Origin of the sequence: Mesorhizobium sp. M4B.F.Ca.ET.214.01.1.1 (assembly GCF_004791545.1) — a bacterium.
Classification (GTDB): domain Bacteria; phylum Pseudomonadota; class Alphaproteobacteria; order Rhizobiales; family Rhizobiaceae; genus Mesorhizobium; species Mesorhizobium abyssinicae.
Genome location: NZ_SRUX01000009.1, coordinates 132869 through 146982 on the forward strand (window position 1 = coordinate 132869; position 14114 = coordinate 146982).

16 protein-coding genes and 1 pseudogene are annotated in these 14114 nt (G+C 64.7%); 5 read left to right on the forward strand and 12 right to left on the reverse strand.

Annotated features, from left to right (window positions below; genetic code table 11):
• Nucleotides 1–67 precede the first annotated feature (67 nt).
• The 7 genes and pseudogenes from rseP to EN857_RS19035 all read right to left on the reverse strand — a co-directional run bounded on the left by rseP (nt 68) and on the right by EN857_RS19035 (nt 6118).
• Nucleotides 68–1210, reverse strand: a complete 1143-nt coding sequence (gene rseP / locus EN857_RS19005) for an RIP metalloprotease RseP (protein ID WP_135858421.1) — start codon at nt 1208–1210, stop codon at nt 68–70.
• A 103-nt stretch (nt 1211–1313) separates the two neighbouring features.
• Nucleotides 1314–2129, reverse strand: a complete 816-nt coding sequence (locus tag EN857_RS19010; protein WP_127391654.1) for a phosphatidate cytidylyltransferase — start codon at nt 2127–2129, stop codon at nt 1314–1316.
• Nucleotides 2130–2140: 11 nt separating this feature from the next.
• Nucleotides 2141–2872: pseudogene (locus tag EN857_RS19015) on the reverse strand (isoprenyl transferase); the annotation flags it as partial.
• 20 nt (nt 2873–2892) lie between these two features.
• Nucleotides 2893–3447, reverse strand: a complete 555-nt coding sequence (gene frr, locus EN857_RS19020; protein WP_127286039.1) for a ribosome recycling factor — start codon at nt 3445–3447, stop codon at nt 2893–2895.
• Nucleotides 3448–3570: 123 nt separating this feature from the next.
• The gene (gene pyrH, locus EN857_RS19025) at nt 3571–4293 is read right to left on the reverse strand and encodes a UMP kinase (RefSeq protein ID WP_128346962.1); all 723 of its coding nucleotides are present in this window, start codon (nt 4291–4293) and stop codon (nt 3571–3573) included.
• A gap of 155 nt (nt 4294–4448) precedes the next feature.
• Nucleotides 4449–5558, reverse strand: a complete 1110-nt coding sequence (locus EN857_RS19030) for an aldo/keto reductase (protein ID WP_135858418.1) — start codon at nt 5556–5558, stop codon at nt 4449–4451.
• Between the two features lie 32 nt (nt 5559–5590).
• On the reverse strand, nt 5591–6118 hold the full coding sequence (locus EN857_RS19035; protein ID WP_127393700.1) for a nuclear transport factor 2 family protein: 528 nt from the start codon (nt 6116–6118) through the stop codon (nt 5591–5593).
• A gap of 116 nt (nt 6119–6234) precedes the next feature.
• Here EN857_RS19035 and EN857_RS19040 point away from each other — a divergent pair, with 116 nt between their 5' ends.
• Nucleotides 6235–7161 carry a LysR family transcriptional regulator gene (locus tag EN857_RS19040; RefSeq protein WP_135858416.1) on the forward strand — a complete coding sequence of 309 codons (927 nt, stop codon included), beginning with the start codon at nt 6235–6237 and terminating at the stop codon, nt 7159–7161.
• A gap of 26 nt (nt 7162–7187) precedes the next feature.
• On the opposite strand, the gene tsf is transcribed toward EN857_RS19040, so the two are convergent.
• The 5 genes from tsf to EN857_RS19065 form a co-directional block, all read right to left on the reverse strand.
• Nucleotides 7188–8108 carry a translation elongation factor Ts gene (gene tsf, locus EN857_RS19045; protein ID WP_127286034.1) on the reverse strand — a complete coding sequence of 307 codons (921 nt, stop codon included), beginning with the start codon at nt 8106–8108 and terminating at the stop codon, nt 7188–7190.
• A gap of 118 nt (nt 8109–8226) precedes the next feature.
• A complete protein-coding gene (gene rpsB, locus EN857_RS19050; protein ID WP_127286033.1) occupies nt 8227–9006 on the reverse strand; it encodes a 30S ribosomal protein S2 in 780 nt (259 codons plus the stop codon).
• A 178-nt stretch (nt 9007–9184) separates the two neighbouring features.
• Nucleotides 9185–9796, reverse strand: a complete 612-nt coding sequence (locus tag EN857_RS19055; RefSeq protein ID WP_127286032.1) for a LysE family translocator — start codon at nt 9794–9796, stop codon at nt 9185–9187.
• The gene (locus EN857_RS19060) at nt 9793–10071 is read right to left on the reverse strand and encodes a DUF4031 domain-containing protein (RefSeq protein WP_126054457.1); all 279 of its coding nucleotides are present in this window, start codon (nt 10069–10071) and stop codon (nt 9793–9795) included. The genes EN857_RS19055 and EN857_RS19060 overlap by 4 nt, the downstream gene beginning before the upstream one ends.
• A 59-nt stretch (nt 10072–10130) precedes the next feature.
• Entirely contained in the window at nt 10131–10961 is an 831-nt protein-coding gene (locus EN857_RS19065) for a cell envelope integrity EipB family protein (protein ID WP_127286031.1), read from the reverse strand.
• Between the two features lie 138 nt (nt 10962–11099).
• Here EN857_RS19065 and EN857_RS19070 point away from each other — a divergent pair, with 138 nt between their 5' ends.
• From EN857_RS19070 to EN857_RS19085, 4 genes are all read left to right on the forward strand, one after another.
• Nucleotides 11100–11564 (forward strand): RidA family protein, encoded by a 465-nt coding sequence (locus tag EN857_RS19070; protein WP_128346865.1) that lies wholly within the window; start codon nt 11100–11102, stop codon nt 11562–11564.
• Nucleotides 11565–11578: 14 nt separating this feature from the next.
• Nucleotides 11579–12307, forward strand: coding sequence for a glycerophosphodiester phosphodiesterase (locus tag EN857_RS19075; protein ID WP_127392958.1), 729 nt, complete (start codon nt 11579–11581; stop codon nt 12305–12307).
• Nucleotides 12308–12348: 41 nt separating this feature from the next.
• On the forward strand, nt 12349–13563 hold the full coding sequence (locus EN857_RS19080; protein WP_127392957.1) for a GNAT family N-acetyltransferase: 1215 nt from the start codon (nt 12349–12351) through the stop codon (nt 13561–13563).
• Nucleotides 13564–13672: 109 nt separating this feature from the next.
• Complete coding sequence (locus EN857_RS19085; RefSeq protein ID WP_127310035.1) at nt 13673–14098, forward strand: HIT family protein; 426 nt, start codon at nt 13673–13675, stop codon at nt 14096–14098.
• Nucleotides 14099–14114: the final 16 nt, after the last annotated feature.

Genomic DNA, 14114 nt, shown 5'->3' on the forward strand with positions numbered 1-14114 from the left:
CTTACCCCTGTGCATGGTAAACGGCGTCTCAACATTGCGGCTGCTGAAGCCAAATTTCTTCATGATTTCAGCATCCAAACAGATCGTTCCAGAATACGAACCCCATGAAGCCGAGCACCAGAAGCAGCCCGGCCCGATAGGCCATTTCCATCATCCGTTCCGACACCGGCCGGCGGACGACCGCCTCCACGCCGTAGAACAACAGGTGGCCGCCGTCGAGAGGGGGAATCGGCAACAGGTTGAGAATTCCTATCCCCACTGACAGGAAAGCAACAAGCTGCACAAGCCACTCGAAGCCGAGTTTTGCCGCCTGCCCCGACATTTTCGCGATCTTGATCGGCCCGCCCAGCTGGCATTTGTCCTCGCGGCCGACGAGGAAACGCTGCAGGAACTGGCCGGTGCGCTGAATGACGTGACCGGTCTCTTCGACGGCCGCTCCCACCGCGCCGACCGGATTGTAGGTGATGACGCGCGGCTGGCCGAGTTCCGTGCTGTTGGCGACGCCGATCACCGCCACCTTGATCTTGTTGCCCAGCGCGTCCTGCTGCTCCATCGGCTCCGGCGTCGCCGTGAGCGTGATCTCCTTGCCGCCACGCAGCATGGTGAAGGCGATGGCGTCGCCGGCGCGACCCTGAACCAGGCGCTGGACGTCGGCGAAGGTTTCGACCGTGCTGCCATCGACTTTGACGAATCGGTCACCGGGCAGGATGCCGGCTTTCTCGGCCGGGCTGCCGGCGACAACCTCGGCCACCATCGGATCCAGCACCGGGCGGCCATAGACGGAAAACAGCACGGCAAAGACGGCGATCGTCAGCAGGAAATTGAACAGCGGCCCCGCCACCACCGTGGCTGCGCGCTTCCAGATCGGCTGGGTGTGGAAGGCGACGGCGCGCTCGGCAGCGCTCAGCGTTTCCAGGTCCTCGGCGCTCGGCTGGCTCGACGTGGCATTCATGTCGCCGACGAACTTCACATAGCCGCCAAGCGGTATGGCGCAGAGCTTCCAGCGCGTGCCGTGGCTGTCGTTGAAGCCGAAGAGCTCGGGGCCGAAGCCGATCGAAAAGGCCTTGACGCCGATGCCGCACAAGCGGCCGATGAGGTAGTGACCCATTTCGTGCACGAAGACCACCACGGTCAGCACGAACAGGAACGGCACCAGCGTGCCGAGGACGAAGCCTTCCGTGCTGAACAACGCGTGAAGAATCTCGTTCAAGTCGTGTCCTCAAGATCGTGCGCGACGCAGGCCGTGCCGCGACTGTGACATCAATCCAGGCGAATCCGTGGCGCAGCCCGTCTCTCGCCCTACGACATGCGGTTCAAACCGGAAACAGCCCCTGTGCCGGATGATCGGCGCCCGCCGATATCCATCCGATGACGTACAGGGCGAACGCCGCCGCGACAAGCCCGTCCACCCTGTCCATGACGCCGCCATGGCCGGGTATCAGGTTTCCCGAGTCCTTCTGCCCATGGCGACGCTTGACCCAGGATTCGAAAAGGTCGCCAGCTTGCGAGACGACCGACAAAGCCAGGGCGACAAGGCCAAGGATGCCGAGATTGCCGACCCCGGCCACCGAAGCCAGAAGCACACCCGCGATCACGCCGCCAATGGCGCCGCCGAGCGCCCCGCTCTGCGTCTTGCCGGGCGAGATCGACGGCGCCAGCTTGGGGCCGCCGACGGCGCGACCGACGAAATAAGCCGCTATGTCGGTCGCCCAGACGACGGCGAACAGGAAGAGGATGGCAATCAGGCCGGAATGGTCGCCGTCGCGCAGCATCGCCAGCGACAGGCCGGAGAGAGACGCATAGGCCAGCCCGGCGGCATCCCATTGCGCCGCCCCGCGCATTTGAGCGCTGGCGGCCGTGACCACAACTATGACCACGACGAGCGAGAGCAGCCAGGATGCCGGCACGCCGGCTATCAGGAAGCCGATGAAGGCCAGCAGCAGCGCCTCCGGCAGGAAGCCCAGGGAACCGCCGGTTGCCGGGCGCGCCATGCGTGACCACTCATAGAAAATGGTGGAGACGATGAAGGTGCAGAGAAAGCGGAACGGCAAGCCGCCGAGCCAGGTGAGCCCGAGCGTGACGGCGGCCAGCACGAGCGCCGAGATGACGCGCAGCTGGAGGTTGCTCATCTGGCCGCCGCTCACGAAGCGACGTCTTGGGCGGCAAGCCCGCCAAAACGGCGCTCGCGGCTGGCGAAGTCGCGCAGCGCGTCGGCCAGGTGCTCGCGGCTGAAGTCCGGCCAGTAGCAAGGCAGGAACACCAGCTCGCTGTAAGCCGCTTGCCACAAGAGGAAGTTGGACAACCTGAGCTCGCCGCTGGTGCGGATGACCAGTTCGGGATCGGGAATGCCGTCGGTGTCGAGCGCGCCGGCAAAGGACTCCGCCGTGATCGCCTCGCTGTCGATCTCGCCGCGCACGGCCGCGGCTGCAAGCTTGCGCGCCGCGCGCACGATTTCGTCACGCCCGCCATAGTTGAAGGCGATGACCAGCGTCAGCGACTCGTTGCCGGCGGTGAGCGATTCGGCTTCCTGGAGCAGGCCCCTGATGTCCGGCTGCAGTCCTGACCGGTCGCCGACGATTCGCACCCGCACGCCGTTCTGGTGCAGTTCGGCAAGGTCGCGGCGGATGAACAGCTTCAAGAGGCCCATCAGGTCGCTGACCTCGGATTTGGGCCGCGACCAGTTTTCCGACGAGAAGGCGTAAACGGTCAGGAACGAGATACCGAGGCCAGGCGCGGCGCGCACCGTCTTGCGCAAGGCCTCGACGCCGGCGCGATGGCCGGCAAGCCGCGGCATGCCGCGCGCCTTGGCCCAGCGTCCATTTCCATCCATGATGATCGCGACATGCGCGGGCGTTGCCATGGTCTCGCTTTCGGGCCGGTGAAGGACCGACCCTAAACCTGCATGATTTCAGCTTCCTTATCGGAAAGCAGATGGTCGATGGTGCTGATCATCTCATCGGTCAGTTTCTGCACCTGGTCGGAACGCTTGCGGTGATCGTCCTCGCCGATATTGCCGTCCTTTTCGGCCTTCTTGAGGAAATCCATGCCGTCACGGCGGACATGGCGGACAGCGACGCGGGCATTCTCGGCATAGCCGTGCGAAATCTTGACCAGTTCCTTGCGGCGCTGCTCGTTGAGTTCGGGCAGCGGGATCCTGAGATTGGTGCCGTCGACGATCGGGTTGAAGCCGAGATTGGATTCGCGGATCGCACGGTCGACGGCGCCGACCATCGCCTTGTCCCAGACCGACACCGAAAGCATGCGCGGCTCCGGCACGGATACGTTCGCCACCTGGTTGATCGGCATCGAGGTGCCGTAAGCCTGGACCTGGATCGCGTCGAGCAGGTTGCTGGACGCGCGCCCGGTGCGCAGCGAGGCAAGATCATGCCGGAACGCGGCGATCGCCCCGTCCATGCGCCGCTTGAGGTCGTCGAACTCACCACTCATCATCGTCTCCTCGACCCGTTTGCCGGGTTCACTGTTCAGGGCAACGGCCCCGTGCTCGAGCATCGTTCCGAAAACCGGCTGTCGCTTTCATTAGCGGGCTTCCGGTTCGGATCACGCTCCGGATCAATCGTCCGCAACGACCGTGCAGCGGCCGCCGCCCCTCAGAATCTCGCCAAAACCACCCTTCTCGTGGATCGAATAGACGATTATCGGAATGTTGTTTTCGCGCGCAAGTGCAATCGCTGCCGTATCCATGATCGAAAGCCCGCGTTTGATCACTTCGGCATGGCTGATGCGCTCGAAGCGGGTCGCGTCGGGGTCCTTCTTGGGATCGGCGGAGTAGACGCCATCCACCTGGGTGCCCTTGAACAGCGCGTCGGCGCCGATTTCGGCGGCGCGCAGCGCCGCGGCCGAATCGGTGGTGAAGAACGGATTGCCGGTGCCGCCGGCGAAGATGACGACCTTGCCCTGATTCATGTAGGCGGTGGCCTGGCGCTGGGAGAAGCTCTCGCAAAGCTCCGGCATGGCGATCGCCGACAGCACCACGGCCTCGACGCCGATCTTGTTCAGCGAAGTGCGCAGCGCCAGCGAGTTGATGACGGTGGCAAGCATGCCCATGTGGTCGCCGGTGACGCGGTCGCCGCCCTTGGACGCAACCGCCACGCCGCGAAAGATGTTGCCGCCGCCGATGACGACACCGACCTCGATGCCCATCGCGCGCGCCTCGGCGATATCGGCGGCGATGCGGTCGACGACCGAGACATCGATGCCGAAATGCTGCTCGCCCATCAACGCTTCGCCCGACGCTTTCAGCAAGACACGTCGGTAGAGGGGCTTCGCCGTCATCTGAACCTCGTCATTGTGCGTGTGATGCGCCTGGGGTGGCCGCCCTCGCGCAGGCGCCGCGCCAAAACAGCGGCGCGATGCGAGTTCCGATACACGAAGGGCGCCGCGATGTCACGCGGCGCCCTGCGCAATCCCCGCCCGCCGGCTGCGGCCAATCAGTCGCTGGCAACGCTGACGGCTTCGCCTTCGATGAGCACCGGCGACGCATAGCCCGCAGGTTTGTCGCCTGTCGTGGCGCCGCCAGTGACGCGGCCCTGTATCTCGAAACCGAAATAGGAATAGGGGAATGGCGCGGGGGACCGGCTCGCCTCGTCCAGCCTGCCGCGAAGATCGGCGGGAATCGAAAAATCCAGCGCGCCGAGATTGTCCTGCAGCTGGCCGAGCTTCGTGGCGCCGAGGATGACCGAGGCGATGCCCGGCTGCGTCGCCACCCAGTTGAGCGCCACCTGCGGCATGCTGCGGCCGAGTTCGGCGGCAACCTTTTCGAGCTCCGCCACGATCTTCCAGTTACGCTCGGTGAATTTCTGGAACCCCGGATGGGTGGTGTTGCGGAACCCATCGAGCCGGCCGGCATTTCCGGCCTGCGCCGGCCGATACTTGCCGCTGAGCAAGCCGCTGGCCAGCGGGCTCCAGACCATGATGCCCGCCCCGTGACGCGTGCCGAAGGGGACGAACTCATGCTCGATCGAACGTTCGGCGAGCGAATATTCGAGCTGCAAGGCCGAAACCGGCTCGTAGCCGCGCAATTCGGCAATCGCCTGGGCGCGACCGGCATACCAGGCCGGCACGTCCGACAGGCCGATATGGCGCACCTTGCCCGCGCGCACCAGGTCGTCCAGCGTGCGCATGACCTCTTCGGCCGGCGTCAGCCGGTCCCAGACGTGAAGCAGGTAGAGGTCGATATAGTCCGTGCCGAGTCGCCTGAGCGAGGCCTCCACCGCGCGCATGATGTTCTTGCGGCCATTGCCGCCGCTGTTTGGATTGCCGGGCTCGGTGTTCATGGTGAACTTGGTGGCGATCACTGCCTTGTCGCGCAGCCCGCGCTCGGCGACGAATTCGCCGAGCCAGGTCTCGCTCGTGCCATTGGTGTAGAGGTCAGCGGTATCGAAGAAATTGCCGCCTGCCTCGACATAGGCGTCGAACATCGAGCGGGCGGTTTCCCGGTCGGCTCCCCAGCCCCATTCGGTGCCGAACGTCATGGTGCCGAGTGCGAGACGACTTACCCGAAGGCCGCTGTTGCCGAGCGTGTAGTAGCTCATGGTCATGGTGTTGTTCCGATCCAGATTGACGCCGCCTTTCAGCGGCCGGGAGTGGCCTTGACCCACGGGTTGCCGCGCTCATGCGTCATGCGGAACGTGAACCCATCCACTTTCCAGCCGGCTTGCGTGCGGGCCAGGTGGTGTTCGTAGGTGCCCCAGACTTCCCAGAGCGGGTCGCCATTGCCTTCCATCCGGTTCCAGGCGTAGCCGTTCGACGACACTGTGGCGCCATTGCCGTCGAATGCCACCTGGTGGTTGGTGCGCAGGTGCAGGCTGGTCTTGCTTGCCTTGAGGTTCGCCGACCATGTGCCGATCAACTCGTCGGAAGGGATGGTGGCCGGCGGCTGTCCGGAGAGGCTGCTGAAGTCCACCGTGACGCGATCCGCGAAGTAACTGCGGGCAAGCGGCCAGTCCTGTGCGTCGACGGCGCGGTCGATGGCGTCGGCGATGCGGATGATGGTGCGCTCATCGGCGAGCGCGCGCCAGTCGGACGATTCCGCTCCGCCGGCATCGACCGGCGCCAGCGCAATGCCGGCCGCGAAAGTGACGTGCTTCAACGCATTCATTTCATCTTCTCCTCGTGCATCAGCCCGCTGCCGATGGTTCTGGCGACAATGTGGGCTGATGTGCCGGAATCGATAAGATTGCATTGTTCGCAATGACTATGCGATATCGTTCAGCAATGGATCGCGATCTGCTCAGCCATCTGCCTGTCGTCGTCGCCGTGGCGCGGCGCGGCGGCTTCGCGCTTGCCGCGGCGGAGCTCGGCATGAGCCCGTCGGCGGTCAGCCATGCGGTGCGTCTTGTCGAGGAAAGGATCGGCCAGCCGCTGTTCGCCCGCACGACGCGCAGCGTTTCGCTGACCGAGGCCGGCAAGGCATTGATCGAGACGGCGGCCCCTGCCCTGCAGGACATCGCCGAACGCATGGACCGCATCCGCGGCATCGGCGGCCGTCCGGCCGGGCTGCTCAGGATCAATGTCTCCCATATCGCCATCCCCCTGGCGGTGACGCCCGTGGTGGCGGCAATGGCGGAACGCTATCCGGACGTGACCGTCGAGCTGTTTGCCGATCAGGGCCTCGTCGACATAGTTGGCGAAGGTTTCGACGCCGGCATCAGGCTGGGCGAGATGATCGCGCAGGACATGGTGGCGGTCCGGCTGACGCCGCCATTCAGCGCCGTGATGGCCGCTTCGCCGGCCTATGTTGGGCGGCGCGGCCGTCCCGCCAGCGTGGCCGATCTCGCCAGCCACAATTGCGTCGGCTACCGCCTCGTGCGCAGCGGCGAGCTCTATCGCTGGGACCTGAGCGAGGACGGCAAGGACGTCTCGGTGGAGACGCACGGCACGGCAGTCGTCACCGATTCGCTCGCCGCGATCGACCTCGCGCTTGCCGGGGTCGGCATCATCTACGTCTTCGAGCCGCTGGTGCGCGCTCACATCGCCGCCGGCCGCCTTGTGCAGATCCTGCCGCAATCGGCGATAGAGGAACCCGGCCTGTTCCTCTATTTCCCGCGCCGGGCGTCGATGGCGCCGAAGCTCAGGGCCTTCATCGATACCGCACAAGAAATCGGCCGGGCATCCTCGCGGACGCCCGGCCGTGCTGCCTGAGCTCTGTAGCCTTACTTGTGCTTCGGCTATTTCTTGACCGCCGCCGCGACTTCCGCGGCGAAATCGGTCTCTTCCTTCTCGATGCCTTCGCCGAGCGCGAAGCGCAGATAGGCAGTGATCTTGGCCGGCGCGCCGATCTCCTTCTCGGCATCCTTCAGCGCCTTCTCGACGGTGATGTCGGGATTGAGCACGAAGGCCTGCTTGAGGAGCACGACCTCTTCGTAGAACTTGCGCAGACGGCCTTCGACCATCTTCTCGATGATCGCCTCCGGCTTGCCGGACTGGCGCGCCTGGTCGGAGAAGATCGCCTTCTCGCGCTCGACGGCCGCCGGGTCGATCTGCTCGGCGGTCAGAGCCATCGGGTTGGTGGCGGCGACATGCATGGCGACCTGGCGACCGAAGGCGTTGGCGGCATGCTCGTTGCCGGTGGTCTCGATCGCCACCAGCACGCCGAGCTTGCCGAGGCCGTCGGCGACGGCGTTGTGCACATAGGTCGCCACCGCGCCGTGCGGCACGCTGAGCTTGGCCGAACGACGGAAGCCCATGTTCTCGCCGATGGTGCCGACCGCGTCCTTGATGGTCTCGGTGACCGACTTGTCGGAGCCCGGATATTTGGCGGCGGCCACCGCTTCGGTGGTGCCGTAGGCGAGCGCCACCTTGGCGACGTTGGCGACGATTTCCTGGAAGGCAGCGTTACGGGCGACGAAATCGGTCTCGGAATTGACCTCGACGACCGCAGCCTCGCGCACGCCGGAATCGACACCGATCAGGCCCTCGGCGGCGGTGCGGCCGGCCTTCTTGTCGGCCTTGGAGATGCCCTTCTTGCGCAGCCAGTCGACGGCCTCTTCCATGTTGCCGTTGGTCTCGTTCAACGCCGCCTTGCAGTCCATCATGCCCGCGCCGGTCAAGTCGCGGAGTTCTTTGACCTGTGCAGCCGAAATGCTCATTGTCGCCTCTTTGTTTCAAATGCGCCGACGCACCATCGATTCTCGATGATGCGCCCGGCGACAGCGCTTAGCGCGCCAAGATATTGGAAAGATGAAGGCCGGAACCGGCCTTCGCTATTTATGCTTCCGGGGTCTCGGCCGCCGGAGCATCGAGCGCCGGCTCGACCGGAGCCTCGACCGAGGCGCCGATGTCGACGCCGAGCGCGCCCTGCTGGCGGGCGATGCCGTCGATGGCAGCCTTGGCGATCAGGTCGCAGTAAAGCTGGATGGCGCGGGCCGCGTCGTCATTGCCGGGGATCGGGAAGTCGATCTTGTCCGGGTCGCAGTTCGAATCGATGATGGCGACGACCGGGATGCCGAGACGCTTGGCCTCGAGGATGGCGATCGCTTCCTTGTTGGTGTCGATGACGAACATCAGGTCCGGCGTCGAGCCCATGTCCTTGATGCCGCCCAGCGCCTTGTCGAGCTTCTCGCGCTCGCGGTCGAGGTTGAGGCGTTCCTTCTTGGTCAGGCCCTGGGCCTCGCCGGCCAGCAGCTCGTCGAGCTTGCGCAGGCGCTGGATCGAGTTCGAGATCGTCTTCCAGTTGGTCAGCATGCCGCCGAGCCAACGCGAGTTGACGTAGTACTGGGCCGAGCGCTGCGCGGCGTCGGCGACGATTTCGGACGCCTGGCGCTTGGTGCCGACGAACAGCACGCGGCCGCCCTTGGCGACGGTGTCCGACACCTGCTTGAGCGCCTGGTTCAGCAGCGGCACCGTCTGCGACAGGTCGATGATGTGGATGTTGTTGCGGGCGCCGTAGATGTAGGGCGCCATCTTCGGGTTCCAGCGGTGGGTCTGGTGGCCGAAGTGAATGCCAGCTTCCAAAAGCTGACGCATGCTGAAATCAGGCAGAGCCATTCTCAAGTTCCTTTCCGGTTGGCCTCCACGGACACAGGCATTTTCGGACCGTGGTCCTCGAACGCCACCGGAGGTTTCAGCCGGATTTCTCCCGGGCAGACACCAAAGTCCGTGTGTGGAATGAGCGCGCATATAGAGGGGATGCGCGACAAACGCAAGCGCCCCGGCCGTCTGCCGATCAGCGTGCGACGATCAGCGCACCCGTGCCGATCATGGCGCCGCCGGCAAACCTGTTCATCAGCCGCATGCGCCTGGACGTCGTGAACCAGCCTGAGGCCCGCCCGGCGAGTGCCGCGTAGACGCCCATGGTGACGATGTTGACGCTGATCACGACCGCGACAACCAGCAGCCCGTCGGCGAACGTCATGGTGTCGAGGTCGAGGATCAGCGGCATGATCGAGGCGTGGAACAGGATTGCCTTGGGATTGCCGAGTGCGATTGAGGCGCCAAGGAAAAACGAGCGGGAGAGCCTTGCCTGGGGTGCCTGCGCCGCCTCCGCATGAGCAGCCGCCGAGCGCCACATCCTGATGCCGAGGAACACCAGATAGGCAGCGCCCGCATATTTCAGGACGAGGAACACCCATTCGAAGGTCTGGGCCAGCGCCACCAGGCCGAGCAGCGCCAGGATCACCAGCACCGCGTCGCCGGCGGCAATGCCGACACCGGCCATGAAGGCGCGGACAAAGCCACGCGAGACGCCGTTGGTGATGACCGCGAACATTGCCGGGCCGGGCGTGGCGGCGGCGAGCGTGATCGCGGCGCAGTAAGCCAGAAATGCCGTCAGCGTCATGGCCGTATCTTCCCGTTCGGCACCCGCACGCGGCGAAAGATCGCAACGATCTCCTCGCGGCTGCATTCGATGGCGCCAAGCCGCACGGCCCGGTCGCGCTCGAAGCCGGTTATGTCATAGTGCGGCGCCGATGTCTTGGGCGGCCCCTGGTAGGACGAACGCTTGAGGCCGAGTTCGGTGGCGAAGCGATGCAGTTCGTCGGTGTCGTCGGCCATCAGATGGCACCAGCGGTGGCCGGCCCATTTCCAGATCGCCGCGTCGACATAGATCGCCATCAAGCTTGCCGCTTCCCTCTTCAGCGCCGACGGCCCCGACGAGACGATTTGCCCTCTGGCTATTTCGATGCGGGACAGGGTTTCGACTGGTCGAACAGCGACAGGTTGACCAGCTTGCCGGTCATCGAGAAGTCGCCATAGTCCATGACCAGGTCGCGGGTGATGCCGTTTTCGTGCAGCTTGAAGCTGATCCGGTACTCCGGCACCTCCTCGCCGCTTTTGTCGGTTTCGTCGAAATAGGCGATGTCGACCGGCCAGTACTTGTCGGCGGCGAGCTTGGCCAGCGCCGGCGCTTCCGGGTCGGTCTTGTCGGCGTCGGTCTTCTTGCCGACGACGACCGTCGTCGTCATCACCTTGTTGGCGTCTTCCGACCCGTCGAACAGGTTGGTTTCGTAGAAGCTCTCGCCCTTCTCGGCCTTGCCGATCAGTTCCACCAGATGCTGGGTCGGGAATTGGGTGGCGGCGAGCTCCAGGCTGTTCTTCTCGGGCTTGTCGATGTCGACCTTGAGGCCCTTGGCCTCCCTGGTCGCCATGCCCTTGACCTCCTTGTCGAGGTTCTGGTCGACGAAGGACTTGGTGACGAAGGAGAACGTCTTGCCTTCGGCATCCTCGAAAGTGGTCGTCTGCTGATCGGTCAGGCGCGTGTTGTCGTTGGTGACGATCTGGGTGACGAAGCGGAATTTCACCGTGTAGCCCTCGCAAGGCGAGCCATTGAACTCGTACACCATGCGGCCCGAAATACCGGTTATGCCGGAGCGGTCGGATGCCTTGTTGAGGGTCAGGTCGTAGACCGCGCGATGCGCCTGCAGCGCCGGAACGGCAAAGGCGGGAGCCACCAGGAACAGCGCTGGCACAAGGATGGCAGGGAATGCTAGGCGCTTTGCGCGCATATGGTGCTCCGATCGTCGCGGCTGATGGCAGGCCGCAGGGAAAGATGGTCCAGCTTAAAAAAAGTCATGGCGGAAGCGAGGCAAAAATAGCAATTTCGGCCCGGCTCGCGCTGCGTCTTCAAGCAATAGGGAAATACGATGAGCGAAACAATCGAAAAGCGGCTAAGCGATCTCGGCGTCACGATTCCGGCCGCCGCCGCGCCGGCCGCCAACTATGTGCCCTATTGCCGGACCGGCAATCTGCTGTTCACGGCGGGGCAGTTGCCGCTCAAGGACGGCAAGCTGCAGGCGAGCGGCCTGCTCGGCCGCGACGTCGATACGGCGGCCGGCAAGGAAGCCGCAAAATACTGCGCCATCAACATCCTGGCGCAGGCCAAGGCAGCGCTCGGCGATCTCGGGAAGATCCGGCGCCTGGTCAAGATCACCGTCTTCGTCGCCTCGGCGCCCGACTTCGTCGAGCAGCATCTGGTCGCCAACGGCGCTTCCGATTTCTTGGTCGCGGTACTGGGCGAAAGCGGCAAGCACGCCCGCTCCGCCGTCGGTACCGCCTCGCTGCCGCTCAACGCTGCGGTGGAAATCGAAGCGATCTTCGAAGTCGAATGAGCCGGACTGACATCATGACCGATCTTTCCTGGCTGACCGCCCGGCCCGTGGCCCACCGCGGCTTCCACGACATGAACAAGACGCGCTGGGAGAACACGCTGTCGGCCTTCGCAGCCGCCGCCGAGCGCGGCTACGCGATCGAATGCGACGTGCATCTCTCGTCGGACCGCGTTCCCGTCGTCATCCATGATGGCGACATCAAGCGGCTGACCGGCGAGGACGGCTTCGTCTGGCAGCGCACCGCGGCGGAGCTCTCGGCGCTCAAGGTCGGCGGCACGGCCGATCATGTGCCGACGCTGCAGCAGGCGCTCGACCTGATCGACGGCCGCGTGCCGCTGGTGGTCGAACTGAAGGGCACGCCGGGCTACGACCAGGGCCTTGTGGCGAGCGTCGGCAAGATGCTCAAGCGCTACAAGGGCAAGGCGGCGATCATGTCGTTCGACCACTGGCTGATCCGCGATTTCCCGAAGGACGCGCCCGGCATTCCTGGCGGGCTTACCGCCTACGGCAAGGACAACCAGCTGATAGAGGCACATTTCGCCATGCTGGCGCATGACATCGCCTTCACCTCCTATGCCGCCGGCGACCTGCCCAACCCCTTCGTCAGCTTTGTGCGCCAGCGGCTGAAAATGCCGGTCATCACCTGGACCGTGCATGACCAGCCGGCGGTGGACCTCACCTTCAAATATGCCGACCAGATGACCTTCGAGGGTTTCGAACCCGATCTCGTAAAGGTGGCGTGATCCAGGCTTGCGCGGCCCCGGATGGAGCTTAAATAAGCCTCATGGATCAGGGTGATGACGATGATGGTCAGATGGCGAATGCGGAGTTTTCGATCCGCGTCGCCTCCGGCATCGGCGCCTTCACCTGCGACGAGTGGAACGGCTTTGCCGGGACCGCGCGCGGCGACGAGGAAACCGGCTATAACCCTCTCGTTTCATTCGCCTTTTTGAGCGCGCTTGAAGAGTCCGGCTGCGCCGTGCGCCGCACCGGCTGGCAGGGCCATCACCTGCGGCTGGAGACGGCGCAAGGCAGGCTGCTGGGCGCCGTGCCGTGCTATCTCAAATCGCACAGCCAGGGCGAATATGTCTTCGATCATGGCTGGTCGGATGCGTTCGAGCGCGCCGGTGGTCGTTACTATCCGAAGCTGCAAAGCGCCGTGCCGTTCACGCCAGTCACCGGCCCTCGCCTGTTGGTCAGCAAGGGCGAGGACGATAGCGCCGTGAAGGCCGGCCTCGCCGCCGGCCTGAAGATGGTGACCGACAGGCTCGGCGTGTCCTCGGCGCATGTCACCTTCGCCTCGGAAAGCGATGTCGCGACGCTGGAAGCAGCCGGCTTCCTGCACCGCACCGACCAGCAGTTCCATTTCTTCAATGAAGGCTTTTCGAGCTATGACGATTTCCTCGCCACGCTTGCCTCGCGCAAACGCAAGGCGATGAAGAAGGAGCGGCGCGAGGCGCTGGTGGACGGCATCACCATCGACTGGCTGACCGGCAAGGACCTGACCGAGAAGGCCTGGGACGACTTCTTCGCCTTCTACATGGATACCGGCAGCCGCAAATGGGGGCGGCCCTATCTGAACCGCCAGTTCTTCTCGCTGATCGGCGAGCGCATGGCCGACGACATCCTGCTGGTGATGGCCAAGCGCAACGGCCGCTACATCGCCGGCGCCATCAACTTCATCGGCTCGGACGCGCTCTACGGACGCAACTGGGGCTGCATCGAGGACCACCCCTTCCTGCATTTCGAGGTCTGCTACCACCAGGCGATCGACTTCGCCATCGAGCGCGGGCTGAAGGTGGTGGAAGCCGGCGCGCAGGGCGAGCACAAGCTGGCGCGTGGCTACCGCCCCGTGACCATGCACTCGGCGCACTACATCGCGCATCCAGGCCTGCGCAACGCGGTGGCCGATTATCTCCGCCGCGAGCGCCGCGAGGTCGAGCGGATGGGCGAATATCTCGAGGAACACACGCCGTTCCGCAAGGATCTGGCCGAATAGGCCACGCCCTGGTCGAGGCGGGCATGAATCGATCTCGGCTGACCTGCCTTGCCGCGCCATGACGGCTTCGCTACACGAGGCAGGACATCCATGATCAGGAGCGCCCGCCATGGCTGACTACGATCCCGGCAACATCTTCGCGAAGATCCTGCGCGGCGAAATCCCCTCGCACCGCGTCTATGAAGACGATGCGGTCATCGCCTTCATGGACGTGATGCCGCAAGGAAAGGGCCACACGCTGGTGGTGCCGAAGGCGCCATCGCGCAATCTGCTCGACGCCGACACGGCAACGCTCGGGCCGCTCTTCATTGGCGTTCAGAAGCTGGCGCAGGCGGTCAAGAAAGCCTTCGGCGCCGACGGCGTCACCATCCTGCAGTTCAACGAACCGGCTTCGGGCCAGACCGTCTACCACCTGCATGTCCATGTCATCCCGCGCTTCGAAGGCGTCCCCCTGAAGCCGCACAGCGGACAGATGGAAAAGCCCGAGGTGCTGGCGGAAAACGCGGGCAAGATCCGCGCGGCGCTTGCCGGCTGACCAGGCACGGACCGCG

Coding starts and splice junctions, on each gene's coding strand:
- EN857_RS19030 (WP_135858418.1), bottom strand. CDS start 5,558: ATGACCATGAGCTACTACACGCTCGGCAACAGCGGCCTTCGGGTAAGT.
- EN857_RS19055 (WP_127286032.1), bottom strand. CDS start 9,796: ATGACGCTGACGGCATTTCTGGCTTACTGCGCCGCGATCACGCTCGCC.
- EN857_RS19085 (WP_127310035.1), top strand. CDS start 13,673: ATGGCTGACTACGATCCCGGCAACATCTTCGCGAAGATCCTGCGCGGC.
- pyrH (WP_128346962.1), bottom strand. CDS start 4,293: ATGACGGCGAAGCCCCTCTACCGACGTGTCTTGCTGAAAGCGTCGGGC.
- EN857_RS19070 (WP_128346865.1), top strand. CDS start 11,100: ATGAGCGAAACAATCGAAAAGCGGCTAAGCGATCTCGGCGTCACGATT.
- EN857_RS19080 (WP_127392957.1), top strand. CDS start 12,349: ATGGATCAGGGTGATGACGATGATGGTCAGATGGCGAATGCGGAGTTT.
- EN857_RS19075 (WP_127392958.1), top strand. CDS start 11,579: ATGACCGATCTTTCCTGGCTGACCGCCCGGCCCGTGGCCCACCGCGGC.
- rpsB (WP_127286033.1), bottom strand. CDS start 9,006: ATGGCTCTGCCTGATTTCAGCATGCGTCAGCTTTTGGAAGCTGGCATT.
- EN857_RS19010 (WP_127391654.1), bottom strand. CDS start 2,129: ATGAGCAACCTCCAGCTGCGCGTCATCTCGGCGCTCGTGCTGGCCGCC.
- frr (WP_127286039.1), bottom strand. CDS start 3,447: ATGAGTGGTGAGTTCGACGACCTCAAGCGGCGCATGGACGGGGCGATC.
- EN857_RS19040 (WP_135858416.1), top strand. CDS start 6,235: ATGGATCGCGATCTGCTCAGCCATCTGCCTGTCGTCGTCGCCGTGGCG.
- EN857_RS19060 (WP_126054457.1), bottom strand. CDS start 10,071: ATGGCGATCTATGTCGACGCGGCGATCTGGAAATGGGCCGGCCACCGC.
- EN857_RS19035 (WP_127393700.1), bottom strand. CDS start 6,118: ATGAATGCGTTGAAGCACGTCACTTTCGCGGCCGGCATTGCGCTGGCG.
- EN857_RS19065 (WP_127286031.1), bottom strand. CDS start 10,961: ATGCGCGCAAAGCGCCTAGCATTCCCTGCCATCCTTGTGCCAGCGCTG.
- tsf (WP_127286034.1), bottom strand. CDS start 8,108: ATGAGCATTTCGGCTGCACAGGTCAAAGAACTCCGCGACTTGACCGGC.